Origin of the sequence: Peredibacter starrii, from assembly GCF_034259205.1 — a bacterium.
GTDB lineage: Bacteria > Bdellovibrionota > Bacteriovoracia > Bacteriovoracales > Bacteriovoracaceae > Peredibacter > Peredibacter starrii.
In genome coordinates this window covers 3,537,099-3,562,780 of sequence record NZ_CP139487.1, presented here as the reverse complement: position 1 = coordinate 3,562,780, position 25,682 = coordinate 3,537,099, and the positions used below count along the sequence as shown (strand labels likewise).

General features: G+C 40.8%; 27 protein-coding genes. 12 read left to right on the top strand and 15 right to left on the bottom strand.

What is annotated here, in order from left to right; all coding sequences use genetic code 11:
* Positions 1-23: 23 nt before the first annotated feature.
* Entirely contained in the window at positions 24-782 is a 759-nt protein-coding gene (locus SOO65_RS17810) for a type 1 glutamine amidotransferase domain-containing protein (protein WP_321393551.1), read from the bottom strand.
* 90 nt (positions 783-872) lie between these two features.
* On the opposite strand from SOO65_RS17810, the gene SOO65_RS17805 reads away from it, so the two are divergent.
* From SOO65_RS17805 to tmpT, 3 genes are all read left to right on the top strand, one after another.
* Positions 873-1,784, top strand: coding sequence for a LysR family transcriptional regulator (locus SOO65_RS17805; RefSeq protein WP_321393548.1), 912 nt, complete (start codon positions 873-875; stop codon positions 1,782-1,784).
* A 115-nt stretch (positions 1,785-1,899) separates the two neighbouring features.
* Positions 1,900-4,086: an OsmC domain/YcaO domain-containing protein gene (locus SOO65_RS17800; RefSeq protein WP_321393545.1), complete on the top strand. Its 2,187-nt coding sequence runs from the start codon at positions 1,900-1,902 to the stop codon at positions 4,084-4,086.
* Positions 4,087-4,177: 91 nt separating this feature from the next.
* The gene (gene tmpT, locus SOO65_RS17795; protein WP_321393542.1) at positions 4,178-4,825 is read left to right on the top strand and encodes a thiopurine S-methyltransferase; all 648 of its coding nucleotides are present in this window, start codon (positions 4,178-4,180) and stop codon (positions 4,823-4,825) included.
* Here the strand turns inward: tmpT and SOO65_RS17790 are convergent.
* Positions 4,822-5,925, bottom strand: a complete 1,104-nt coding sequence (locus SOO65_RS17790) for a calcium:cation antiporter (RefSeq protein WP_321393539.1) — start codon at positions 5,923-5,925, stop codon at positions 4,822-4,824. The genes tmpT and SOO65_RS17790 overlap by 4 nt on opposite strands.
* Positions 5,926-6,179: 254 nt before the next feature.
* Between SOO65_RS17790 and SOO65_RS17785 the strand changes: the two genes are divergently transcribed.
* On the top strand, positions 6,180-7,685 hold the full coding sequence (locus SOO65_RS17785; RefSeq protein ID WP_407676971.1) for a HAMP domain-containing methyl-accepting chemotaxis protein: 1,506 nt from the start codon (positions 6,180-6,182) through the stop codon (positions 7,683-7,685).
* 65 nt (positions 7,686-7,750) lie between these two features.
* Positions 7,751-8,599, top strand: coding sequence for a class I SAM-dependent methyltransferase (locus tag SOO65_RS17780; RefSeq protein ID WP_321393535.1), 849 nt, complete (start codon positions 7,751-7,753; stop codon positions 8,597-8,599).
* Here SOO65_RS17780 and SOO65_RS17775 read toward each other — a convergent pair.
* Complete coding sequence (locus SOO65_RS17775) at positions 8,596-8,985, bottom strand: GFA family protein (RefSeq protein WP_321393531.1); 390 nt, start codon at positions 8,983-8,985, stop codon at positions 8,596-8,598. The genes SOO65_RS17780 and SOO65_RS17775 overlap by 4 nt on opposite strands.
* 8 nt (positions 8,986-8,993) lie before the next feature.
* Positions 8,994-9,485, bottom strand: coding sequence for a GNAT family N-acetyltransferase (locus SOO65_RS17770; RefSeq protein ID WP_321393529.1), 492 nt, complete (start codon positions 9,483-9,485; stop codon positions 8,994-8,996).
* Positions 9,486-9,530: 45 nt separating this feature from the next.
* Here SOO65_RS17770 and SOO65_RS17765 point away from each other — a divergent pair, with 45 nt between their 5' ends.
* Entirely contained in the window at positions 9,531-9,878 is a 348-nt protein-coding gene (locus tag SOO65_RS17765) for a GFA family protein (protein WP_321393526.1), read from the top strand.
* A 2-nt stretch (positions 9,879-9,880) separates the two neighbouring features.
* On the opposite strand, the gene SOO65_RS17760 is transcribed toward SOO65_RS17765, so the two are convergent.
* From SOO65_RS17760 to pdxR, 5 genes are all read right to left on the bottom strand, one after another.
* Positions 9,881-10,030, bottom strand: a complete 150-nt coding sequence (locus SOO65_RS17760; protein WP_321393524.1) for a hypothetical protein — start codon at positions 10,028-10,030, stop codon at positions 9,881-9,883.
* 9 nt (positions 10,031-10,039) lie between these two features.
* Positions 10,040-10,246 carry a hypothetical protein gene (locus SOO65_RS17755; RefSeq protein ID WP_321393522.1) on the bottom strand — a complete coding sequence of 69 codons (207 nt, stop codon included), beginning with the start codon at positions 10,244-10,246 and terminating at the stop codon, positions 10,040-10,042.
* A 116-nt stretch (positions 10,247-10,362) separates the two neighbouring features.
* Positions 10,363-10,665 (bottom strand): hypothetical protein, encoded by a 303-nt coding sequence (locus tag SOO65_RS17750; RefSeq protein WP_321393519.1) that lies wholly within the window; start codon positions 10,663-10,665, stop codon positions 10,363-10,365.
* A 115-nt stretch (positions 10,666-10,780) separates the two neighbouring features.
* Positions 10,781-11,413, bottom strand: coding sequence for a dihydrofolate reductase family protein (locus SOO65_RS17745; RefSeq protein ID WP_321393516.1), 633 nt, complete (start codon positions 11,411-11,413; stop codon positions 10,781-10,783).
* Between the two features lie 23 nt (positions 11,414-11,436).
* Entirely contained in the window at positions 11,437-12,921 is a 1,485-nt protein-coding gene (gene pdxR / locus SOO65_RS17740) for a MocR-like pyridoxine biosynthesis transcription factor PdxR (RefSeq protein WP_321393513.1), read from the bottom strand.
* A gap of 97 nt (positions 12,922-13,018) precedes the next feature.
* Between pdxR and SOO65_RS17735 the strand changes: the two genes are divergently transcribed.
* The 3 genes from SOO65_RS17735 to SOO65_RS17725 are packed head-to-tail and all read left to right on the top strand — an operon-like array spanning position 13,019 to position 14,845.
* Positions 13,019-13,651 carry an FMN-binding negative transcriptional regulator gene (locus SOO65_RS17735; protein ID WP_321393512.1) on the top strand — a complete coding sequence of 211 codons (633 nt, stop codon included), beginning with the start codon at positions 13,019-13,021 and terminating at the stop codon, positions 13,649-13,651.
* Between the two features lie 8 nt (positions 13,652-13,659).
* Positions 13,660-14,172: a GNAT family N-acetyltransferase gene (locus SOO65_RS17730; RefSeq protein ID WP_321393509.1), complete on the top strand. Its 513-nt coding sequence runs from the start codon at positions 13,660-13,662 to the stop codon at positions 14,170-14,172.
* Positions 14,156-14,845 carry a B3/B4 domain-containing protein gene (locus tag SOO65_RS17725; protein ID WP_321393507.1) on the top strand — a complete coding sequence of 230 codons (690 nt, stop codon included), beginning with the start codon at positions 14,156-14,158 and terminating at the stop codon, positions 14,843-14,845. The genes SOO65_RS17730 and SOO65_RS17725 overlap by 17 nt, the downstream gene beginning before the upstream one ends.
* Here SOO65_RS17725 and SOO65_RS17720 read toward each other — a convergent pair.
* Together SOO65_RS17720 and SOO65_RS17715 are read right to left on the bottom strand one after the other, a co-directional pair.
* A complete protein-coding gene (locus SOO65_RS17720) occupies positions 14,805-15,320 on the bottom strand; it encodes an NADPH-dependent FMN reductase (protein WP_321393503.1) in 516 nt (171 codons plus the stop codon). The two genes, SOO65_RS17725 and SOO65_RS17720, sit on opposite strands and share 41 nt — an antisense overlap.
* A 19-nt stretch (positions 15,321-15,339) precedes the next feature.
* A complete protein-coding gene (locus tag SOO65_RS17715; protein WP_321393501.1) occupies positions 15,340-16,524 on the bottom strand; it encodes an MFS transporter in 1,185 nt (394 codons plus the stop codon).
* 107 nt (positions 16,525-16,631) lie between these two features.
* Between SOO65_RS17715 and SOO65_RS17710 the strand changes: the two genes are divergently transcribed.
* Positions 16,632-17,036, top strand: a complete 405-nt coding sequence (locus SOO65_RS17710) for a nuclear transport factor 2 family protein (RefSeq protein ID WP_321393498.1) — start codon at positions 16,632-16,634, stop codon at positions 17,034-17,036.
* Between the two features lie 32 nt (positions 17,037-17,068).
* Here SOO65_RS17710 and SOO65_RS17705 read toward each other — a convergent pair whose 3' ends face one another.
* Positions 17,069-17,983, bottom strand: coding sequence for a polysaccharide deacetylase family protein (locus tag SOO65_RS17705; protein ID WP_321393495.1), 915 nt, complete (start codon positions 17,981-17,983; stop codon positions 17,069-17,071).
* A 108-nt stretch (positions 17,984-18,091) separates the two neighbouring features.
* Between SOO65_RS17705 and SOO65_RS17700 the strand changes: the two genes are divergently transcribed.
* Together SOO65_RS17700 and catB are read left to right on the top strand one after the other, a co-directional pair.
* Entirely contained in the window at positions 18,092-18,451 is a 360-nt protein-coding gene (locus SOO65_RS17700) for a DUF1428 domain-containing protein (protein ID WP_321393493.1), read from the top strand.
* A 2-nt stretch (positions 18,452-18,453) separates the two neighbouring features.
* Positions 18,454-19,083 (top strand): type B chloramphenicol O-acetyltransferase, encoded by a 630-nt coding sequence (gene catB / locus SOO65_RS17695; protein ID WP_321393490.1) that lies wholly within the window; start codon positions 18,454-18,456, stop codon positions 19,081-19,083.
* Between the two features lie 46 nt (positions 19,084-19,129).
* Here catB and SOO65_RS17690 read toward each other — a convergent pair whose 3' ends face one another.
* The 3 genes from SOO65_RS17690 to SOO65_RS17680 form a co-directional block, all read right to left on the bottom strand.
* On the bottom strand, positions 19,130-20,656 hold the full coding sequence (locus tag SOO65_RS17690; protein WP_321393487.1) for a DUF1552 domain-containing protein: 1,527 nt from the start codon (positions 20,654-20,656) through the stop codon (positions 19,130-19,132).
* 13 nt (positions 20,657-20,669) lie between these two features.
* Entirely contained in the window at positions 20,670-24,374 is a 3,705-nt protein-coding gene (locus tag SOO65_RS17685; RefSeq protein ID WP_321393484.1) for a DUF1588 domain-containing protein, read from the bottom strand.
* Between the two features lie 284 nt (positions 24,375-24,658).
* On the bottom strand, positions 24,659-25,654 hold the full coding sequence (locus SOO65_RS17680) for a S66 peptidase family protein (RefSeq protein WP_321393482.1): 996 nt from the start codon (positions 25,652-25,654) through the stop codon (positions 24,659-24,661).
* Between the last annotated feature and the right edge of the window lie 28 nt (positions 25,655-25,682).

Sequence of the window (25,682 nt, the reverse complement as noted above, 5' to 3'; positions counted from 1 at the left end):
AAATCTTGCAATAGGAATACCAATTATTGAGCTTGTGACATCTCTACAATTTTTTTACCAACGCTGTGACCGGATTGAGGATTCTGACCAGTAATCAATCTTTCGGAAACTACAACTTTATCTTCCCAGTCTTTTCCCGCATGGAATTTTGCTCCACGAGATTTCAAAGTTGTCTCTAAAAGGAAAGGAACGACCTTCGTATTTCCTACCGCTGCTTCTTCAGAGTCTGTGAAGGAATTCACATCTTTTCCTTTTATGAGATAATCTCCGTTTGAAAGTTTAATATTAACTAAGGCAGCTGGTCCGTGACAAACGGCCGATACAATCCCACCTTGCTCATAAATTTGGGACGCAACACGATTAATATCTCTATTCTCTGCAAAATCCCACATGGCGCCATGGCCACCGGCAAAGTGAATGACTTGATACTTCTTCGGATCAACTTCGCTTAAGGCAAGAGTTGTCTTCATCTTTTCCATTAAGGCCCTGTCTTCTAAGAACTGTTTATTCTCAGGGTCTTTTAAGTCTCGGCTGCTTTCATCCATTGGTGCAGCTCCGCCTTTTGGACTTGCGAATTCAATATCAAATCCAGCTTTCGAAAGGGGATAGTAGATATGAGTTACCTCGGATAAATACCAACCTGTTTTTTTTCCAGTGCTTCCCAAATTCTCATGGCTTGAAACCACAATTAGTGCTGTCTTCTTCATATTATGTTCCCCTTTTTGACTGCTACATGCAGTCCCGAGAGTAAGAATGGCCGTTAATAGTACGAATAATTTCATAGGTCCTCCCTTGATGAGATGATTATGGCACAAGGGCTGATAGATATACATTTCATAGCTTTCATAATAGCTATCGGTTATATTCATATAATGAAGACACAACTCGATCTTAACCTTCTTTTTATTGCTGAAAGCCTTTATAAAACCTTGAATGTTTCCAAAACCGCCAAAGAACTTTCCATGAGCCAGTCGGCCGTGAGCCACGCTCTTTCAAGACTAAGAGATCATTTTAACGATCCTTTGTTCGTTAGAGTTTCAAAGGGCATGGCAATGACGGAAGTCGCAAAGGGACTGCAAGTTTCTATTGAGAGACTGACGGAAGAGGCGAGAAAGCTCTCCCAGAGTACCGAAAAGTTTGATCCGAAAACATCGCAAGGTCGAATCACGATTGCTACAACTGATTATACTGAAGTGATACTTATCCCTCATCTCCTCCAGCGACTTAAAAAAGAGGCCCCTCATGTTCAAATCTCAATTCGCCCCACGGGAGGGTCGTTTCCTAAGAGCGAACTTGAGAGTGGCATGTATGACCTGGCGATAGCTGGCTTTTATAAAGATCTTCCTGAAGGATTCTATATGACAAAGGTTTTTGAGGATTCTTTCTCAACTGCTTATAGGAAGAATCATCCAAAGATAAAAGGCGAACTGAATGCAGCTCAGTTCTATGAGTGTGATCACGCTTTAATTACTCTTCAAGGTGACTTCAAAGAAGTCTTAAAAGTAAAAGGACAAAAACAGAGAAATTTTCAGTATGGCTCCTATAGCTTTACCAGTATGGCATGGACGCTCTCAAGTTCTGATCTTGTCCTGACCGCACCGACTCTACTTTTAAAGAAGTACCAGGAGTATTTTCCCATTAAGATTCAAAAAGTACCGATCGAAGCACCCACGATTGAGTTCCGAATGGTGTGGCACGCTCTCACGCACAAAGACCCATTGAAGTCTTGGTTTCGAGACGTCTTGAAGTCAGAATTTAATAAATTGAGGTCAAATTCGAAGTAAAACTGGAATCATTCCTGATTTGGGAGGAAAATAGACCACTTAGACGCGTAAAAATTACCAGATTGAAGGGCCTTTTACTGTAAACACCATCTCGAAAATGGTATTTGTGGAGCCTATGCAAGTAAACGTAAGATTCTTAGAAAACCTCAGACTTGAGGCAAGTTTTGATGACTTCAAAGTCATCTCAGATCAACCTATTCGGTACAAAGGCGATGGCACGGCCCCTAGTCCCTTCGACTACTTTTTGGCCTCTTCGGCCCTGTGCGCGGCCTACTTTGTAAAAGTCTATTGTGTCGCTCGCGATATACCGACAGACGATATCAAAGTCTCTCAGAACAATATCGTTGATCCAGAAAACCGTTATAACCAAATCTTCAATATCGAAATTGAACTTCCGGCCAGCATTTCTGATCATGATCGTGAAGGTATTTTGAAGGCGATGGACAGATGTACTGTAAAGCGCGTGATTCAAAATAATCCTGGCTTTAAGATCAACCCAAAGGATGTTTTGGGTAAAGATTCAAATCTCGTTTTAGAGCATGTTGGTTTAACTGAAACCAAAACAATGATCATCGGAAAGGATTCTTCTCTTGAAGACACAATCGTAAAGCTCACTGGGCTATTAGAAAGTCTTGGGATCAAGATTGAAATCGCTTCCTGGAGAAATCCGGTTCCTCACGTTTGGTCTGTGCATATCCGTGATGCTGATTCTCCAATGTGCTTTACCAACGGTAAGGGTGCCACTAAGAACGCCGCTCTTTGTTCTGCTCTCGGCGAATATTTAGAGCGAATTAGTACCAACTATTTCTACAGTGATTATTTTCTAGGAAAAGAAATTGCTGAAGGCGATTTCGTACACTATCCAAATGAAAAATGGTTCAAGGCCGGGCCTAAAGATTCTATTCCTAAAGATCTGATGGATGAAAACTTCCTTCGTGCCTATGGCAATGATGGAGAACTTAAGCTGTCCCATCTCTATGATACAAATTCTGGCAATAAAGAGCGTGGTGTATGTGCCATTCCATTTGTTCGTCAGTCAGATAAAAAGACCGTTTACGTTCCGGTAAACCTAATTGCGAATCTTTATGTCAGTAATGGTATGAGTGCAGGCAATACAGTTCATGAGGCCCGTGTTCAGGCACTATCTGAGATTTTTGAACGTGCGGTGAAAAACGAAATTATTTCAAATGAGTTGTGTCTTCCGGACGTCCCGAAAGAAGTCCTCGCCCGTTATCCAAAAATTATCGAAGGTATTCAGAAATTAGAAGAACAGGGCTTCCCGGTTCTGGTGAAGGACGCTTCCTTAGGTGGTCGTTTCCCGGTGATGAATGTAACTTTGATGAACCCAAGAAACGGAGGCGTCTTTGCTTCGTTTGGTGCACATCCAAATTTTGAAGTGGCGCTTGAGCGAACGCTCACTGAACTACTTCAGGGCAGAAGCTTTGAAGGAATGAATGACCTGATTCCACCGACATTCAATGAATTTGCTGTAAGAGAGTCGAATAATATAGTTGATCATTTCATCGATTCAACCGGTGTGATCTCCTGGAAGTTTTTCAGTGAGAAATCAGATTATGAATTTGCGGATTGGAACTTTTCTGGAACTACGGAGCAAGAATTCAACTACCTGATGGGCATCTTGAAAGAGATGGAGAAGGAAGTTTATATTGCGGATTACGAAGAGCTAGGTGGAAAGGCCACACGTATTCTGGTTCCTGGCTACTCTGAGATTTATTCGTCAGAAGAGCTTATTTGGGACAACCACAATAAGGCCCTGGACTTCCGTGAAGATATTTTAAACCTTCACTCTCTGGATAATAAGGCCCTCAAGAATCTGGTTAAGAAGCTTGAAGAGTCTGAAATCGATAACTATACGACCATCCCAGAACTTATTGGAATTGCCTTTGATGAGAACTCAATCTGGGGACAACTGACAATTGGGGAGCTCAAGGCCCTAAGTTATGTAAGTCTCAAGAAGTTTGAAGAAGCAAAAGACCTGGTAGAGAACCTAACGACCTTCAGTAATAGTCTCCCTGACAGAAAGAAGTTTTATCAGGCCTTGAATGTTGTCTTAGATATCGAAATCAACGAGGAACTAGAACTTGCTGACTACCTGCCAAATCTTACTCGCATGTATGGCGAGAAGGTGATGGAAGCAGTGACTAAGAGCGTATCCGGTGAAATTAAATTCTTTGGTCTACAACCGACGAATACTTCTTTAGAGGGTATTGATAAGCACATCAAGTTTGTTGAAAGCTACCAGAAGCTTCAAAAAGCAAAGAGAAGCTTTCATAACGCCTAGATTGATGCCAGCAAAGTATCAATATTAAGACTCAATAAGTATTTATCAGCCGCCCCGCTATCTATTATAATACGTCCATAAAAGGAATTTTATGGACGCAAAATTTTGGATATCAGCTTGGGACGAGGGAAGAACAGGTTTTCATCGAGGGGCCTTCAATGAAAGGCTATTGGATAATTTCCCCGCACTAAACCCGCAGAAAGGTCAGAGTGTTCTGGTGCCTCTTTGTGGTAAAACCAAAGATCTATTATGGCTGCATAGCTTGGGGCTTAAAGTTCACGGAATTGAGTTATATGCCAAGGCCGTTGAAGAGTTTTTCACCGACAATCATTTACCCGTCACTAAAAATCAGGATGAGAATTTTGCTAATTATAGCTATGAGAACATCCTGTTGAGTGCTGGGGACTTCTTCAAGCTAAGTGATAAGAATACTTACGACTTTATCTATGATCGCGCGGCCCTTGTGGCACTTCCTGAGACAATGAGAAAGGATTATGCCCGAGTCATTAAGCGCTCGTTAAAAATGGGTGGAAAGTGTCTGCTTGTGGTTTATGAATACGATCAAGCTCAGATGAGCGGTCCTCCATTCAGCATTAGTGAGAATGAAGTGCAATCGCTTTATTCAGATCAGTTTTCAATTAAATTAGTGGAAACAGTTTCGCCTGATCGTGAAGGACCAAAATTTTCTTCTCTCGAAACTTTGAAAGAGAAGGTCTATATCCTCGAAAAGATCCGCTAAGGAACAAACGACATCAGGAAATAGGCAGTAAGAATTCCACCATGAACCGCACCTTGAAGTAGGGTCGATTTACCCGTACCGAGAGTGATTGTACCAACTGAAAAAGTCATGGCCATAAACACCAGATTCTTCGGAGTTAATCCTAAAATGAGTTCGGTGTTCGTCATAATTGAGTAACCTATAACAACTGGGATTGTGAGTGCGATACTTGCGATCCCCGAACCAAGTGCCAAATTAAGACTTGTTTGAAGACGATTCGCTCGTGCCGCACTTACTGCCGCCCAGGCTTCAGGTAACAATACAATCGTTGCGATGATAAGACCCACTGAAGACTTGGGAGCACCAAGCATCACCACGAAGTTCTCGATAGTTGGGGACATTAATTTTGCCAGGCCGATTACTGCAACAAGACTGATACATAATGAAGCAAAGCTAAGCCATGCTTCAGCTTTTGTGATTTCATCATGGGCCTGTTCATCAACAACACTGAGATTGGAAGTTTCAGCTTCAAAATAACTTTTATGGGTCTTAGTTTGGAAAATAATAAATAGCGCATAAAGAATAAGTGAAATTGCGCTAATGATGATCCCTTGAAGGGGAGAAAATGAACTTGTTTCTTTAGAAGAATAAATGGGAAGCACGAAAATCAAGAATGAAAGAGCGATTAAAACCACGAGAAGACTTCTTGAACCCTGAACCTGAAATTCTTGCTCACGGAATTTAATCCCTCCCAGGATCAGACATAGGGCCACAATTCCATTCGTAACAATCATTACCGCTGCAAAGACCGTATCACGAGCAAGCACACTCGCATCTGGACCATTTAAACCCATTAAGGAAAGAATGAGGCCTACTTCAATGATAGTCACTGAAAGAGCAAGAACGAGAGTTCCAAGGCCTTCACCAATTTTATGAGCAATTACTTCGGCGTGGTGAACTGATGTCATAACCGAAACACCTAGAAGAGTTATCGCTATGAGCGAGTACACAAAATTCATCTCAGAAGTTCCTTTCAGAAAAACTAGAATGATCAGCGAAAGCAGTGGGATTAAATGCTTTGGTTGAAAAATAGCTTTAATACTGAAGCGTGCTTCTGACATTAGGACCTCATCTTTTCTAGATAAATAGCTGTAACAAAAGACTATAAACAGACGAAATATGCCGGACGTTTTTGCTCTGGCCCTCCAATGTAATGGATACCTTACAAAATATTCCTTTTGGCAAAATTAAGAAAACTTAAGCGTATAGAATAATGAAATTTTCCGATAGAGCAACCGCATGCCGTTAAATTTTATTAATTTTATGAAGGAGTTTTATTGTGTTTAAAGGAAAAAGTTTAAAGACAAAACTGCTGATGGCTTTCACATTTGTGTCTTTCTTTGTGATGGTTGTCGCTGCTGTTGGGTATTTTTCAATGCAGAAAGTGCAATCTGAATATAGCTATATTTCAGATGTTATTCTGGAGAAGTCTCAAAAGACCGCTGAACTGAATGATACTGGTCACGAAGCTCATCGATTAGTTTTTCGTGCGTACATGGCTTATATCGGAAATAGTCTGACTGAAGTGCATCGAATTCACGGAAGATTTGAAGAGACCGCAAAAATGATGGATGAATTAGATAAAGAGTATCGTGCTCTTCCATTCATGCCAGGAGGTAAGCAATTTTATACAGACATCTGGGACAGTTGGCAGGTGTATAAGGCAAACGTTAAAACTTACTTTGGAATGTTGGAGAATGGTCTGGAAGGTAAGGCCAATCCCGCTGAAATTAAAAATTTTGTAGACGAAGATCTGAGAAAACTTCGTCTAACAGCTAAAGAGAAGTTTGATGCACTTTTTCAATATCAAACAAAATTTGCCAAAGTAAAAAAAGAACAAGCAACTGAGGCCTACAATGCAGCCACTTTATTAAGTGTAATATTTTCTGTTGCTGGTGTTACCTTTGCCATCGGAATAGGTTTTTATTTCTCAAACTCGATCAGCAAAACTATCACTACAATTGCCGGAGAGATTTCAAGTTCTTCAACTCAAACGTCATCTGCAAGTCATCAACTAAGTTCGGCATCAACAGAATTATCTCAAGGAGCAACTGAGTCTGCCGCTTCCTTAGAAGAGACAGTTTCTTCTCTGGAAGAGCTCTCTTCAATGGTTAAACTCAATTCGGAACACGCCAAAGAGGCCAACTCATTGTCTCAGAAGACACTTTACTCTGCTGAGACAGGTGAGAAAGAAATTAATAAGCTGATCTCTGCTATGGGAGAAATGTCGAAGTCGTCTAAAAAAATTGAAGAGATTATTAATGTGATTGATGACATTGCTTTTCAGACAAACCTCCTGGCACTGAATGCGGCCGTAGAAGCTGCAAGAGCGGGTGAGCAGGGTAAAGGTTTTGCAGTAGTCGCAGACGCTGTTAGAAGTCTTGCCGGACGTTCAGCTGTTGCGGCAAAGGACATTAATACTTTGATTAAGGAAAACGTGACAAAGACTGAAGAAGGAGTGCAGATTGCAGATACTTCAGGTGCTTCTCTAAAAGAAATTCTGTCATCTGTTAAAAAGGTGGCAGAACTTAACAGTGAGATTTCCGCTGCCTCCCAAGAACAAGCTAACGGCATTGAGCAGATCTCTAAGGCGATGAATCACCTAGATCAGGCGATCCAGAGTAACGCTTCTTCATCAGAAGAAGTGGCATCTTCCGCGACAGAAATGTCGTCTCAGGCCGAAACTCTTACTGGTCTAGTGCTAAATATGCAAACATTTATCACTGGTAGAGAAGAGAAGCGAATGGCGATGACACAACCTAAGAGAAAACTAATGGTAGTGAATGACGAAGAAGCCATCGGTCGAGTAGAAGGTTTTTAAGGTTTGTTTCAGGGCGAAGTTTAGACTTCGCCCTGCACTTAATGTAGCATTGGTGAGAGGTTCATATGAAACAAATCACCATTCCAGATCATACCGCAGTTAGAGTTGCTCTTTGGCGTGCCATGCATGCACAAATCGATGCCTCACCAATTTTTAAGGATGAATTCGGTCTGAAGTTAGTAGCACCAGATGAAAGCTGGAAAGAGCGAGGAGATATGCATCCTCAAGGGACTCGTGGATATCGAGCTTCCATTGTTGGTCGAGCTCGATTCATAGAAGATTTATTATTAGAAAAAATCAATCATGGTGTTACTCAGTATGTGATCCTAGGCTCTGGTCTTGATACATTTGCTCAGAGAAGACCTGATATCGCTTCAAAAATTAAGGTGTTTGAGATCGATGAACCTCAGACTCAAGCCTGGAAGAAAAAGCGATTAGCAGAACTTGATTATACCATTCCGGACTATTTGAAATTTGTTCCTGTTGATTTTGAATATGGAGAGTCTTGGTTAGAAAAGCTAAAAGAAAATGGTTTTAAATTGGACCAACCAACCTATGTTGTGTCGACTGGTGTTTCGATGTACCTCACAAGAGAGGCCAACTTAGATACTTTTCAGAAAGTATCGACTCTTGCTTCAGGATCAACACTTGCGATGACCTTTATGCTTCCACCAGAGTTGGTTGAACCAGAAGACCGCGTTCCTTATGAAATGGTCATGAAAAGAACTGCTGAAGCAGGGACTCCATTCTTAAGTCTGTTTGCGTCTTCGGAAGCTATAACGTTAGCGGAGGAAGCGGGTTTAAAAGACGTGAGACATGTTTCAAGACAAGATATTATTCAGATGTATTTTGCCGGCAGACCTGATGATCTTAAACCTTCGAGCGGGGAAGAGTTCTTAGTGGTTACGACTTAATTAGGAAACTTCTCGAACTGCTGGATGTTTTCCAGACCACGCTCCCAATTTGCACTGCTACTGCAAAAGATATGAGCATTTGGTTTTAAATTAAATTGAGTATCTAGGCTGCCAGCTGGAACTTGAAGAAAGCCCGCCTCGTTGGGAACTGCTGAACTGCATTCACTGCAAAAGCTCTTTGCATGTCGTGTTCCAGGAAGATTATAGGTCTTTACGTGTTCTTTTCCCGAAATCCATTTTAGCTTTGCCTTAGTAGAGAAAAGATTCGCAGCATAGGCAGAGCCAGTGTCTTTTTGACAATGTTTACAGTGGCAAAGAAAGAAACTTTCAAAATCTCCATCGATTTCGAAGTTCACTGAACCGCATAGACAAGAACCTTTATGCATATTCAACCTTATAGAATGCTTTCCATTGGGAAGCAGGGGATATCAACTCCACGCATTTCAATGCTACACCGACCTTCTATCTGTTTGAAACCAAATTTCTCATAGAATGATTTCGCAGTAATCGTTGCTAAGAGTTGGAGTCGTTTTATCTTCAGGGATTTTGCTTCTGTAATCAGGACTCTAAAAAGTTCCTTACCAGCTCCCAGCCCCAAGAGCTCTGGTGTAAAATAGAGCCCCATAACTTCTGCCACTTCATCATCCATCTTGGCCAAGTGTCCAAAGCCTCTGACTTCAGAATCTAATTCAACTACCCAAACGAAATCACGATCAATTGTCTGGCACCAATGTTCTGTTTTTAGCTTTCGAGCCGACCACGCATCAATCTGTTCTTGAGTATAATCTTTCGAGCATATCTCGCGGATTGATCGGTCATGAGAATCAATGATCGGTTGAGCGTCAGAATGCTGTGCACGTCTAACGAAATAATTTCGAGTTTCCATGATAAGGAGTATAACATATTTACAACTAGCATTCAGGAGGAAAGAATGATTTATCAAGGTGGATGTCATTGTGGGAATATTCGCTATGAAGTCGAAGCGAATATTGATTCGGGAATAACGTGTAATTGTTCTATTTGTTCCAAAAAGGGGCATATTCTGGCCTTTGCGCCTGAAAGTCATTTCAAGCTTTTGAAAGGCGAAACTTCACTTTCGGACTATCAATTCAATAAGAAAACTATTCACCACTTGTTCTGTAAAAATTGTGGTGTCAGCTCTTTCGGCAGAGGGACTATGCCTGATGGAACGAAAATGGTTTCTATCAATGTGAGATGTCTGGAAGAATTTGATTTTAAAAATCTACCTGTCACCGAATTTGATGGAAAAAGCCATTAGTACTATTTTTTTGCAGTTTTCTTCGCTTTTCTAAAGGCCTCATTCGTTGGGGCCCCTGCTTCACCTTTTTTCCTAACCGGTCTGCCACCATGCTTTTCTCTTTCTTGCGCTTTATGAATATTTGCGTACAGACCTTGTTTTTTCTTTGCCATAAATCACCTCTAGGCCGCTTTCTTGGCCTGCTCTAAAAGACGTCTACCTTTTGCTGCTAGTTTTTTTGCTGACTCCATTGTTTTTGGAGCTGGTTCTCCCCACGCTCGTGCGGAAAGTGCCAAGCGAGTTGGTTTTCCTTCTTTATCTTTGAGAGGACCTCGGGGTGAGTGAACATTTAATCCACCTTTAGGGTCTTTTATTGCTTTCTTTTTCATAAAGTTCTCCTTCTCGATTTATCTTAGAAGGAAGTACATGGACTGTGATGAAATGAAACTTCAACAGACTTAAAAGATTCTGAAGGAAGAGGCATAAAACTCTTCCTTTGAATCAATTATTCTGTGATCGTTGTGTCTTCCGTTCCCGACTCAGAATCGTCAACTGTTGTAGTATCATCGGAAGAAGAAGTATCAGTGACATCATCACCATCTATTGCAGCGATACATTTTTGAATTTTCTTTTTCCGCTCTTGCTTTTCTTGAAACAGCTCTTGGCATCCTTCACTTAGTTGCCCATTACTTTTAAGCTCCTCGAAACATGCCTTCATTTCCGGATCTTCTTTGTGTGGGCCACGGGAACCTTGTGCAAATGCAGTAAGGGAGAGTAGTGAGAATGCGAGAAAGAAAACTTTTTTCATTTGAAACTCCTTGTTCTAGGGAATCGTCCCTGACGCAACAAAGAGTCTCTTTAAAATATGAAAAGAGAGTGGAAAACCGAAGTAGTCGATAAAGCATTAATTAAATTCTCATTGCTTAAGCAACAGAGCCTGTCTTAACTTCTCCATCTCGAAGGTAATGCATGAGAAGCATACCTGTCGTAGAAACAGCGGAGCGATTAAGCTTGAATGAAGTGGGCCTACTATTCTCATCAAAAAGACGTTTGCCCTTTCCAAGAATGATAGGTGCGATCATGAGGTGCATTTCATCGACAAGGTCATGTGCGAGTAGAGTATGCGCTAACTTAGAGCTACCAATGACTAAGAGGTTTTTTCCATCTTCTTTTCGAAGTTTATCTACCTCTTGGGTAACACTTAAACCGAGAGATTTAGAGTTTTTCCATTTTAAAGAATCAGTATTATGAGTAGCTACGTATTTTGTGCAAGCATCGAATTCCAATGCAAACTTTCGATCTGTTTCACTTATGCCTTCCGTTTGAGCTGCCACCTTGGGCCAATAACCAGCAAAGATGTCATAGGTCTTTTTTCCTAATAAGAGATCATATGGTTGCCCATATGAAATCTCAAGGGCCTCACCTAGAGCTTGATCGAAGAAGGGCGCGAGCCAACCACCGAATTTGAAGCCATCTGAAGTATCTTCATCGGGACCGCCCGGTGCCTGAATGACGTTATCTATGCTGATGAATTCAACGAGGATGACTTTTCTCATGTGTCTTTTCTCCAAAATATATTTTAGGGAGAGGAAATCATAAGTCTATGTAGGGTGCGTTTTAACTTTTTCACTGCATCTGCAAGCTGTTGATTCGTGTGGCCACCATAGCCTAGCATCAACCCGGAGCGACCCTTACCATTTGAATAAAGCGTCGAGACCGCTCTTACTACAATACCTTCTTTGAGGAGTTCCTTTGCAATTAAAGTGTCATTTGATTTTGGCGGAAGCCAAAGGATAAGGTGCATTCCTTGGTCATTGTTCTGAATGGAGCAAGTTGAAGAAAGCTCCTTGGTTAGGAGTTCGACCAGGAGGTTCTTTTTTTGAGCGTAAACAGCTCGTATTCTTCTGATATGCGACTCGAAGTATCCCTCACTCATGTACGTTGCAAGAACTTGCTGATCAGATAAAGAAGAATGCCTATCAATAATTGCTTTTGCACCAGCAAATGCTTTTACCAATGGCCTTGGTAAAATAAGATATCCTAATCTTAGTGATGGATACAAAACCTTACTGAAAGTCCCGAGATAGATGACCCTCTGGGGATCAAGACCCTGCAAAGAAGGAAAGGGGTGACCTGAGTAGCGAAGCTCACTGTCATAATCATCTTCAATGATCCAGCTATTGTTTTTGATGGCCCAATTAATAAGTGCCTGACGTCTTGCCATACTCATAACCATCCCAAGTGGATACTGATGGGAAGGAGTGACATAGACTGCTTTTGCTTTGGGAGATTTTTTTATAGCAAAATCAACATCCAGACCATTTTCATCGACAGGAATAGGTACCATGTTAATCTTAAAATCTTTCAAAATAGAACTCAGTCCAAGATAAGTCGGATCTTCTATCCAGACCTTATCTTTTTCTTCTAAAAGAACCTTTGCAGTTAAATACAGTCCTTGCTGGGTACCACTTGTGATAATAACTTGCTCTGGTTCACATAAAACTGAACGTGCTTTCCTTACATAATTAGCAATTTCATTTCTTAAATATAAGAGACCATTTGGCTCTTGGTATGTGCTTGGTCCTGCAGTTTTAGATGATCTAACTCTTCTGTTTATTCTGTCCCAGTTTGCATCCATCGCAACATCATTTTTAGGCTGTGCAATTGAGAACGGGGTAGTGGGCTTGGCGATAAATTGTTCAGCAAGGGCGGTATAAAATTTGGCCTTCTCAGATAAGGTGATCTGAGACTCAGAGGCCGAAGTTTTACGAGGAGATTTTATTTCTGTTTCAAATAAATCTAATGCAACTGTTGTACCGGATCCGACTTTGGTTACAAGGTAACCTTCCGCTATCAACTGGTCATAGACTTCAGTAACAGTACCTCTAGCCAGTTCAAGTGAACTTGCAAGTGAGCGAGTTGAAGGCAAGCGCTCTCCAGGTTTTAATTCACCTACATTAATGGCCTCCCTTAATCTTTGAAGAAGTTGTTGCCCAATATTTCCTTCTTTCCTGTTGATCAGATTGAGGCTTGGTATCTCTATATTGTTCTTCGTTTTTGCCATAAGTGGACCAATCGTTATTTTATAAATGGATCTGTTTGATGGTCCAATTGTAGCAGATAATGGGCTTGATTAGTAATCGAGAACGGAGATTATTTATATGTACAGACCAAAGGTGTTTGCTGAGGATAGGATCGAATATCTTCATAGATTTATTCATACCTATCCGTTGGGCCTTATCATTACCCAAAATATAAACGCAGGAATCTTGGCCAATTTTATTCCTGCCTCTTTGCATCAAGATGGTTCAAAAGGCACACTTCGCTTTCATCTTGCTCGGATGAATTCTCAAGTTGAAAGTTTACGAACTGGGAATGATGTATTGGTTGTCTTCAATGGACCCAATGCTTATGTCACACCTGAGGCCTATCCTACAAAGAAAAGAGATGGAAAAGCAGTTCCTACCTGGAATTACTCAATGGTCCAAGTTAGAGGGAAGTCAAAAGTAATCGATGACCCACAATGGATCTTGAAGCAGATAAATGACTTAACCAATGCTTCTGAGGCGAGAGTTTCGAGCAACTGGAAAGTTTCGGATGCTCCTACTCAATATATTGAGAACCAATTAAAACTTCTTATAGGTCTTGAAATTGAAATTTCTCAAATTGAAGGCAAATTCAAAGTAAGTCAAAACCAGGTTGAAGAAAATCGACAGGGAGTAGAGGAATATTTTAATCGAATCGGAAATTCAGAAATGGCAAACTTCGTAGCGAAAAAGGGCGCTCTAAAATAGGTCATTAAATGGAATTACAACCAGTTTTGAAGGGTGATCTCCTTAAAATCAGACCTTTGCTTGTAACCGATTTTAATGCACTTTTTGAAATAGCTTCAGATCCTTTGATTTGGATTCAGCATCCTTCCTCGGATCGATACAAACTCGAAGTGTTTCGTGAATTTTTCCAAGGGGCCCTTGAGTCTTGTGGCGCCTTTGTTATTTTTGATACGAGTACAAATCAAATAATAGGAAGCTCTCGGTACTATAATTTTGATGCTGACTTTCGCCACGTATTTATTGGTTACACATTTCTCGCAAGGAATTATTGGGGCGGTAGATACAACTTAGAACTAAAGCTGCTAATGCTAAATCACGCATTCAAGGAAGTCGAAGCCGTTTTCTTTGATGTTGGTGTTAATAACATCAGATCGCAAAAGGCACTTGGAAAAATAAATGCTCAATTAGCGAGTGGAAATGAAGCTAAGCTTCGATATGTCATTAAACGAGAGGACTTTCTAAAGTATGAAAACAATAATTGATCCTAGAATCTTCAATATTGCTCCAGGGTTCAGAGCGATGAGTCTATTGATTTCATCTTCTGAGCTTACTAACACTTCTGTTTCAAAACAAATATTAGACCAGGCCTGCAATTCCTTCTTGAATGGTGGAGGCTTTCCTTGGGCCGAAGATCATCTGTCGGCATGGGGTGAAGTTTATCGTAAATTTGGTGCCAAACCTCAAAGAACTCCTTGCTCGGCTGAGGCCCTGAGAAAAAGACTAATGCGAGATGGTTCTCTTCCCGCAATTGATCCGGTAGTGGATATCTATAATGCCATTAGTATTAAATATTCAATTCCGGTAGGGGGAGAAAATATTGATGCTTATGTTGGTCATCCTCATCTTAAAGTCGCTGATGGCTCTGAAATTTTTGATACCATCAAGGACGGTGCTCCTTTTCAGGAATTAGTGGATAAGGGTGAAATCATCTGGTGCGATGATCACGGTGTTACTTGTCGTAAATGGAATTGGAGACAGGGGGTAAGAACTCGGATAGACAGTAAGACAAAAAATATGTGGTTCATCCTTGAGAGTCTTCCACATATGCCATTAGATGCATTAGAAGCTGCCACAAACGAATTCATCACGAACTTGAAATTGATAATGCCTGAGCTTAAGACAAAGGTTGAGTTGCTAAAACAAGACCTTCAATAAAAGACTTTAGCTCCTGCCAGGTATTAGGATCATCATTTTTTGTTCTCGCTCCTGGCAGAGTCATCACCAGGTCAGAAGAAACTTTGGCATTCATTGTTTTAAGAATTTCAATGAGCGATTCACGAGCGTAGTTCCCTTCGCTTGCTGAACCCAAAATGATACCGGTCGGTTTGTTTTCAAGTAGAACTGTACTTACTAACCAATCGAGAACATTTTTCAATGAACCAGGTATCCCATGAGCATACTCAGGTGTAGAAATTAAAATCGCATTCGATCGGTTAAGCATGCCCCGAAGTTCTTTTACTTCTTGTGGCAAATTCTCGTTATCTAAATCCGGATTGAAGTGTGGAAGACTCGCTACGTTTTCATAGAGGATGAATTCCACGCCGGCCGGTGCGACGGACTTAAGAGTATGAAGAATTGATGTATTCGATGAACCTTGGCGAAGGCTTCCTGATATTGCAAATATAACCATTTCTCAATGGTACACGGTTTTAGGAACAACACGATTCTTTTTTTCTAGTAGCAATAAAAAAAGCGATGAGCGCGGCCAGAGTTCCAAAAAGATAGATGTTTTGTATCTTCGAACTTTCGATAATAAGTCCGCAAATCGGAGCGGTTAAACCTAAAGCAATGTCGAAGAAGGCACTGAATGCGCCAAGGGCAGTTCCTTTGCTTTCGGGAGGGACTTGCTTAAGAGCTTGGACGCCGAATGCAGGAAAGAGTAAAGAGAAACCAATGCCTGTTAGTGCGACCCCGATGAATGCAGTGGTTGGTTCGTTTGCTGTCCATAAGCAAATCTGTCCGAGGATTTCCAAAACTAAAGATACAATGGCAACTGAACGTCCTCCGGTTTTGTCAGGAAGATGACCTGCAACCAGACGAACTCCAATATAACAAAATCCGAAGATGAGAAGAGCATAGCCTGAGTTTTCCCAACCTCTTGATTTAAAGACTAATGCAATAAATGCTGATAATGCCCCGAAGCCAACTCCGCCCAGAGCAAAACCCAGACCAAAGCTCCAAATTTTTTGAACTGTCTTCACAAATGATGGTTTTACTTTTGAAGTGTTCTCCAGTCGAACATGGGTAAATGAAGAAGCGATGAGATATCCGATCATTGGCAAAAGCAGAACAATTCCCGCCACTCCAAGAAACGAAAATTTGGAATAACTCCACAATCCAATAGGTGCACCAATAGCAATGGCCCCATACATGGCGATCCCGTTCCAAGACATTACTTTGCCCGATTGACTTGGACCGAGGATTTCAATTCCCCATGTTAGGATACCTGTGAGCATAAAACTTTCACCCATGCCCAGGGCAATCCTTCCAGCAAATAAAGCGGCAATTGCTAGAATTGGATTGGCAGCAGCAAGGGCCGAAATAAAATAAAGGATTGCGGCTAAACTACATATAAGAAATCCACGTCTCGTGGATTCGCGGGCACCCACAGTATCAGCATATTGCCCTGCAAACCTCCGAGTAATGACTGTTACAAGAGATTGAAGGCCAACACCGACTCCAGCAATGAACATGGTCATGCCAAGGTTGTTATGAATAAACTCAGGAAGGATGGGAAGCGGAATTCCGATGCAAAGGAAACCAAGGAACACACCAAAGCAGAGGACGATGAACTTGGTATTTGGATTGATTTGATTTAAACGATTTATGAACATAATTACCATTCCGTGAAGTGTCTAATGTAACGCATTTAATTCAGGGAAAGTAGTCACGGACATCTTAAAAAATAGCATAAACTTCACATGCAATGTTAAGCTGAATTATGAGCATTAATAATCAAAACTTGAATGTTATAAAAGCACTTTACGAAGCAATCAATCAGAATGACATCGTCGAAGCGATGAAGCTCTTTGATACTCAAATTGAAAGAGTTGAATTGATCGATTTATCTTCTGTTGGCGTATTCCGAGGCCTAACTGAGATGGAAGCACATCTAAGGAAGGGCCGTGAGACTTGGGCAGAGGGAAGTTGTACACCCGAGCGTTTTACCGAAATCAATAATAAAGTAGTCGTCTTTACGCATGTACGTGTAAGACTCAAAAATCATGCAGACTGGCTTGAGGGTCAAACCACTGATGTGTTTGCTTTGAGTAAGGGTAAAATCACCGAGTTCCGAACATATATTGATAGAGATGAAGCGCTTAAATGGGCCGGTGTAATAAATTAAAGGAAAACGCTATCTTGATTTTGAAGTACTTATTACAATCCTAATTTATTCATCTCTTCTTTTTGATATTCTCCATCTTCAGCGGGGTACCGAAGTTTAGACTCGTACTTCCCACTTTCTTTTGCTAAGGCCCAAAGTAAGGATTCTCCTGCAGGAAGATTGTTTGGAGAAAACGAGTATGCAGGATCTTTAAAAGCATTCTCGGCACTAATTACTTTCCAGCCTTTAGATTTAAACATCTGAATAAGGTCGCCAAGGAAATAAGCATTCAGTGGATTATGGTGAATTAAAACATTATGTTTTATTTCTCGACCAAGAATCTCCTTTGAAAGCTGATTGTAATATTGGGCGCGATCCCAGATATGGTTCAAATAATATTTTTTATATGCCTCAAAATCGACCTTCTTACCTTGGTTCAATTTTTCGACCATTCGATTACTTATGTACCAGTCGGACGCATCAATTGTTACATGTCCGACTGAGTACTTGTTATCTTTTAAAAAAGTTCTCAGGCCATTTCGTTTCGGAACAGTATCTCCTTCTTTAAGCATTGGATATCGAAAGAAACGCTTAAAGTTTTTGAATTCCTGAATTAAATTTTCGTTCTTACGAATGTCTTGGGTAAAGAAGTCGAATGTTATCTGACTATTATTATAGTTTTTGTGGGAGTAGGTATGATTAGCAAGAATATGGCCTTCATCATCCCAGCTAGATAAAAGCTTCTTCCCATCACTGCTATCAACTCTCATTCCACATACAAATAGGATTGTTTTGAGATGATTTGCTTTGAGAGTCTCTTGAAGTTTTTTTCCCACTTGAAGATGAGTCATTTCTGGAGCCGACTGGACTCCTGGATCATCTATCGTGAAGCTAACTTCTGCGGCCCTAACAGTTAGTGAAAAGATGCAGAGAGTAAACAATATGGTATTGAAAAAATTTGAATTCATTTTGATATTATAGTTTGAGTGTTGGTTCAGGTGTCTAGCATAAATGGGACCTACTTGCTGAGTTTCGAACTTCTTGTCATAATTTCTTTACTTAACAATGGAGGCCATATGGCGAGATATGTTGATGGTTTTATTATTCCAATTAAAAAGAAAGATCTGAAGACATACAAGAAAATGGCGACCTTGGGTTGCAAAGTGTGGATGGAACACGGTGCTCTTGATTATTACGAGTGCGTGGGTGATACTCTCGACCTTCCTTACGGTATTCCTTTCACAAAATTATGCAAGTTGAAGTCTGATGAAACTGTGATCTTTGCTTTTATTGTCTATAAGTCGAAAGCTCATGCGAATCAGGTGAATAAAAAAGTTCATAATGATCCACGTATGAAACCGGAAAATTTTAAGTCCATGCCATTTGATATGAAAAGATTCACAACAGGTAAGTTTAAGACAATTGTTCAGGCGTAATTATGACAAATTATTTCGAAAGTCCTTTCAGAGGAAAACTTTTATCGGATCAAGTCACTAACCCTAATATTATTGTAGGTAAGTACAGCTATTATTCCGGTTACTATCACGGACACTCATTTGATGATTGTGCCCGTTATCTGATGCCTGATCGCAATGATGTAGATAAGCTTATCATTGGTAGCTTTTGCTCAATTGGTTCTGGTGCTGCCTTTATTATGGCCGGCAATCAGGGGCATCAATCTGAGTGGGTCTCCACTTTTCCTTTTCATTTCATGCCAGAATTTGAAATTTTCCATGGCGCCAAGAATGGTTACGAAGCAATGGGAGATACCATAGTAGGAAATGATGTTTGGATTGGCTCTGAGGCAATGATTATGCCTGGAGTGAAGATTGGTCATGGAGCCATAGTTGGAAGTAGGGCGCTTGTTACTAAAGACGTTGAGCCATATTCGATTGTTGGAGGAAATCCCGCCAAGTTAATTCGCAAAAGATTTTCCGATGAAGAGATCGCTTTCTTGCTAGAAATGAAATGGTGGGATTGGAGTGATGACCTGTTGAAAAATGCGATGCCATTGATGACTGAGAAAAGTATTAAATCACTTTATGAATTCTGGAAGAACAATAGTTGAACCATTTACTTCCGCTGGCGAAAGTAAATGGTGTGACTGATAAAAGTTAAACAACAATGAATGGCAGGGGACTGCTGAGGTCTCCTAGCTGTTCTCTATGGCTGCCATTACTACCGATCTTATATTTTGCACCGAATGGCCCGTAACCTTTCTGGTTATTTTTTTCAAACGAACTTGGACTCGCACCCATCGACATAGCAAGATTCGCAAGCCATCGATTGTAGTGAATACCCGCGTTTCCAAGTGAGTCTCCCCATTGCCCATACATCGGTTTAGCTGGGTTTCTAAAGTCAACATGGTAACCGGTTTTGAAATATCCACCAGCACTGCCTGCGGTAACGACTGGCATGTTGAAAGATTCATGTGTGTATGAACAACTCTCGTGGCTCCATACAACAAGGCCTTGATCAAGGACAGATCCTCCCTGAAGACCTTGTGCCGAATCCAGCTTTTTAACAATCGTAGTAAAAATATCTCGCGCGCTATTGCGATAATTGCTGAGAACTTTGTCTTGGACAGATGCAGTTCTGTGCTGGTGTGCGATTTCTTCATGGAAGTCGTTTACGGCAAATGTATTACAAGGCTCCAAAGGAACGCTAAATAGTCTCGAAGAACCACATCTTACAGCGTTTACAATGATGTCCGAGATAATGTCCCACTTAACCTGTTCATTTGGAATATTGTATGAAGCATACGTCATTTGAATGCTTACATTATTCGGGTTACGAGTGATTTGAGAGCAAGAATTTGATTGTGGAGCCATCTGGTTACTAATTTTAACTTCTAGTTCTCTTAGCCCTGTTAAATGTTCATCCAGCATCTGTCTGTCGTTATAGCTAATACGTTTACCCGGACCATACGCACCACCAACGACATTATTATAAGACCCCAAAACTCGATCAATGATGGATTTCTTTTTTAGAAGCGCAGGATCGGTTTGATTTGTTTGTGATTGGTTACCAAAAAGCGAAGCAAAGAGTGCATGAGCAGTATTAGGGGCCGTAGGGCATCTCACCATACCGGTCGAATTATAAAAATATGACTGTTGCTCACCAGTTGGTAAGACAGTCAAAGGGTGCGCCCCAGAACTATCAAACGAAGTCGATTTTGAAAGGAAATAATCGAGTGAGTCCCATTTTGTTGCATCAATATCACTGGCCGTTAATTGATCTGAGTTGTGATAGGTCCCGAGCAAACCGCGGTGATGGCCAATGTAGAAGGGAATATCAAATCCTTCCAGAATATTCATTTTCCCTAGATAAGGATTAATAAAGGACTGCCATAAACTAGTTAAGCCATTAGTATCAGCGATTTCCTGAAGACGAGCATATTGAATTTGTCCATAGAGGCTTCCTGCATTGAATTGTTTTCTTACTCCCGTAGGGAAGACTCGAGGGGCCCAATATTCTTCATTAAGACCACCATGTGGCGTATTTAAAAAAACGAGAAACTTTGAGTTAGGTAAAGTCTGAGCATGTGCACTTGGCATTAAAGAAACTAGATAAGGAAGGCTTAAAGTAAATGCGCCTGATCCAACTAAAAAATGTCTTCTTGATATTTTGTCGTACTTCATTCTAATCCCTTATTTATTCTTCACCATCATGGTATCGAATTGAAAAAGCCGGAGATCTCACAACCCCAGTCATCATACCTTTCAGACCACCCGTTTTGTGCTCACGATACATAAACTCTAAACTACAAGCGTCTTTTGAGAGGTTTTCTTTTTGACGATATGTATATTTATGAAAGTTTCTCACGATACAAGCTTCGGCCTTGCCAGAGTCGGCGATGATTTTTGATAACTGAACACCACCTGATACGGAAGTCGTATCAGAAATGTTAATTTGAGGAATTGCTGAAGCATCCACATTTTTTATAGCAACAGTTGAACCTGCGGCGTAATCAATGATGTGCTCTACGGATCTGTGTCTTCCGAAAACATCATAGTCCTCCGTAGCAAAGCCCAGTGGATTAATTCTTTGGTGACATGAAACACATGATGTTCCCTCAATCTGAGTAAGGGCGTGGGTCTTTTCACGTACAGTAAAGTCAGCTTCAATAACAACACCTTCTGGAGCTGTGTTGTTTGCCGGTGCTTGGATGTCCTCACACAGGATTTTCTTCATGACTTTCACGCCTTTCAAAATCGGTCTGGACAAGATACCAGCATGAAAATGAAATCCGGCCCGAGTCAAAATCCCAGATCGTTCAGTACTTGGGAAAGTCACTAAATTAGATGTACTTCCGTTCCAGACCGCCACTCCGTATGCTTTTGCCAGATTGGTACCTTTAGCAAATGAAACATTCGAGGTCAGAAGATCATACATATCTCCGTTGCCCGTATAAGCGTAGTAATTAAACATATCCATCATCTCTTGAACGAGTTCAGAGCGATACGCAGATAAGTCCATATTACTTGGGAGTGCAGTGTTTTTATTCGGGTAGGCGATACCCAGAGTCGCGTTCAAGCTTGAGGCATTCAAGGACTGCATAGTTGGAGTTTCATCTAATTGTAGCCAACCGCTCATAAAATGGCCGAAAGCATTCCTTGTTGTATTAGAAACAGAGAATGTCTTAGTTTGTGCACGAGTATAAGCGTCGTTTACGACAGTTTCAAATTGTGTGGTAATCGTTCCTAAGTCTGCAGCGTTTCTTAAATCAGTATCCGGCATAGACTGGAAGAAGAGGTAAGAGATTCTGTTAGCTAGTTCATGAGGGGTAAGCTTTAACTGAGATTCATTTCCTGCAATTGGAGTTCCACGGAACTCAGTATGATAAAGGAAGTCAGATTCCATAAGGAAGACTGCGATAAGATCAGAGTAAGAAGTCAAAGCAGTAGCATCTGCTCTAAATTTATCTCTTTCTTCTACAGTAAGTGGATGTCTAAGAACAATTGGCCCAAAGCGATCAATAAAACGATTTCTACAGTTAACGTCTGAATAAGTTTCAGCACACGCTTCACCAACAAATGTTGTTAGACGAGAACTTGTTGAAGTCACTTCTTGGGCAAAAGCGATTGCCACATCCAGATGCCCACCGATGTGTGAGCTGGTAACTTGATTGTCCAATCCTGGGAAGTCGTGCTTAGCTTCGTCACTAGGGATCGTACTTAGTGGTACAGCTAGATTAGTCATAATACTGTCGACCACAGTAGTTGTGAAAGCGCGCTTCAGAAGATCTCTAAGAGTATTAGTGTACTGAATCTTAGTGAGACGTTTTAAAGGATTGAGGGATGGTGCTGCGTTTGTATCACAAACAAATGGCGTGTCATTCCCTGTTCCAGGAGCTGGTTTTATTGAAGTAATGTAATTATAGACCGCTTGATATTCGTGAATGTTAAAGCCCTGATACTCTTGAGAAGCTACGGGAGGCATTTTGCTTACAGCATTGTTGGAATGGTTCGGGCCAAAATACATTCTCATAATAACTGGTGACTTTTCAGGGTCTCCAGGAATGATCTTCTGTAGTGAAACAAGTTGTTGAAGGTCACTAGCATTATTAAGTTGAGTTTCCCATCCGGCTGAGTGACATCCGATACATCTGGTCTTTAAAACTTCATGTGCTGAAGCGGCATAATTGTTACTGTCGCCGACTCTGGTTACCTTTACTAATTGCTCAAAAGCATTACCTGCCAGATCGGTCTGAGTTACAGAGATCGTTTTTTCTCCTAAGCCTGAAGAAAACGTAAACGTGGTACTGAATGCCGAATTGGTACAGTTTACCGTTGCAGCGTAAGTTGATTGAGAGATTCTAACAACGAGGTTTTGTTCACATGTCCCGGACACAACTACGCTCGTTGCAATCGTTGTGGCATTGGCCATAGGAGAACTGAGAGTAATTAATGGAGGAGTGGTATCTAATGTAACTGAGATCGTTGAAGTCGTAGAGTTTTGTGCAGCATCTGTTTGAGTAACAGAGATGGCCTTAACTCCATCAGCAGAATTTAAAACAAGTGCCCTAGAGAATTGTCCTTGAGTACAAGTTACATTGACGTTACTTAATCCAGTAGCACTAAGCACGACAGGTAATCCGACTTCACAATTACCAGAAACGGTTAATGAAGAACGAGTATGACTCAAGTTTGCTGGTGATGTGATGGCCAGTGTTGGTCTTTGTGTGTCCCGGTATACGGATAAGCTTACTTGGGTCGAGATGGCGTTTTTAGTTTGTTGAAGGGTCAGGGTCTTCACTCCATCTGGAGAATTTAATGTCAGGGCCCTGCTGTATTGTCCGTTTGAAGGACATGTAAAACTACTATTGGCCGCTACATCCCCTGATACGACAACTTGGATATTCGCTTCACAACTACCAGCAACGGTTACGCTTTGTTGAAACGATGTTCCCGACATCGGAGAAGTGATCGTTATAACCGGGGCCTGTGCCACTCTCGTTGCTTTAATGAAGCTAGTATTGAGTGTGGTTGAGTTTCCCGCTCTATCTGTCTGTTGAAGTCGTATTGGTTTCTCTCCATCGGTATTAATACCCGTTAGAGAATCACTGAACCTTCCGTCATCAGGACACAGGATGGTTTTTTGTAGCTGCGCAAAAGTGATTTGTAAGTTTAACGATGCTTCACAAACACCTGTGAGTTGAACTGTGTTCTCATAAACTGTTGTATTTGCCACAGGTTGGATGACTTGAATAACTGGTGCTACGTTATCTTTAATAACTGTAACACTGGCCTCTGCACTTTCCCCAATTTCATTGGCCTGAGTAAGTTTAATAACCTTCGTACCGTCAGCACCCGCTATAGTTATTTCTTTTTCAAATTGCTGATTGATACATCCGACTGTTCCAAGAGATGTAATTCCCGATGTGATCTCAATTTCAAGATCTGAAGTACAGGTCCCTTTAACGACTACCGTGCTTTTGAAAGATGAATTTGTGGTAGGGGACTGAATTGTGATTTGAGGCTTGGGTACATTAATTACCTCTAAGCTATCAATCCATTTTACGACTATGTTGTAATCATCTCTTGAAAACTCGGTATTCTGTTGTGGCATGTTTGCATTGTTGCCACCTGAAAACTTCATTCGCTGAACTAAAACTGACTGTGCCGACTTACCTGGAACGATCATACCTTGATCGATGAAGTCTTGAGCTTTTGAATTGTTGGAGATGGTAAAGGCCCTTCCAGAGTCTGCTTGGTGGCAACTCATACAATTCTCAGTCATTACTGTCATGGCATCTTTAGGGCTATTAGATTTATCCTTGAACTCCAATTCAGTTTGTTGACCTACTGGCGTACAAGAAGAGATGGCCGCTAATAATACGAGAAAGAATAATTTCATCAGATCCTTTATCGAACGAGACACCTGGCTTATTAAATTTAATTTAACTTTATTTTAGCCTCATTCAGATTTTGTCATAGTGGAAATAAACTAAAGATTGGTTTCAGAGGGTAAGTTAATGAGTTTGCGCCTGTGGAGCAGGTTGGAGCAGTTATGCCTTGGAGAGGGCACTTATAGCTAAAGATTTTAGAGAGGAGAAATCAATCGAATATAGCGATTTAGGCCCGAATATTGGGCAGATTTTCCGCGATTTAATCGAAGGATATGGCCTATGTAGGGGCCAGCTATTTAGTGACTGTTTCAGTAATTAAAATTTTTTTCTTATTTGTATCGATAGAGACTTTTGCTCCAACTGGCACTGTCATTATTGGATCAGTATGTCCCATGTCGAATTCGGCTATCACAGGAAAGTTGTAACCCTTGAGTGCATCTTTCAGAATCATGTTTAAGTTGTCGGTGTCAGCAAGCCCAACACTTCTAGCGAATCTTCCGATCACCATACCGTTAATTTTGTCAAATACACCCATTTGTCTCAATTGTGTGAAGTAACGATCCAGAGTCTTCGGATTCTCAGATTCATCTTCTTCGATAAAAAGAATTTTTCCTTTCATGGAAGGGAAGTAAGGAGTGCCTGCAAGCAATAATAGAGTACCAATGTTACCACCAACAATTCTTCCTTCTGCTTTTCCTTTTTTATAAGTTTGAAGACCTGGGTTCGTTGAGAAATCCATTTTATCTTCAATCCACCATTGGTTATCAGAAAACCTTTTTGAAACAGGATAAGTATAAGAAGAATTATTTTCCATAACCAAACTTCTAAAACATTCAATTGTTTCATCAGGTACTGTTGGTTTGGCAAAAGTAATAATTGCAGGACCATTAAAAGTAACGAGCCCTGTTTTTTGAGTGATGGCCGATAACAAATTTGTTGTGTCGGAATATCCAATAAGCACTTTGGGATTTGCTTGAATTAGCTCATAGTCCAGATACTCAAGAACTTGGTGAGTATTGAATCCTCCCCAAAAAGACATAATTCCATGGATGTCTTTTCGCCTAAAGAATTCGTGGAGTGATTTAACTCTGTCTTTTATCGTTCCTGCTGTATGGCCTGTTTGTTGATCAAGATTTGGAGCTTCAATGATGTTGAGACCAAATAATTCTTTTATTCTTTTGTAAGCTCTTTCTCTATATTCAGGTTTCAATGTTTTTGCCGGAGTTGAGAGAGCAACAACGCCTAAGTTTTGTCCTGGTTGTAATCGATTAGGCTTAATGATTTTCATCTGGAAATTTTAGTTTGAGAGGACGTAG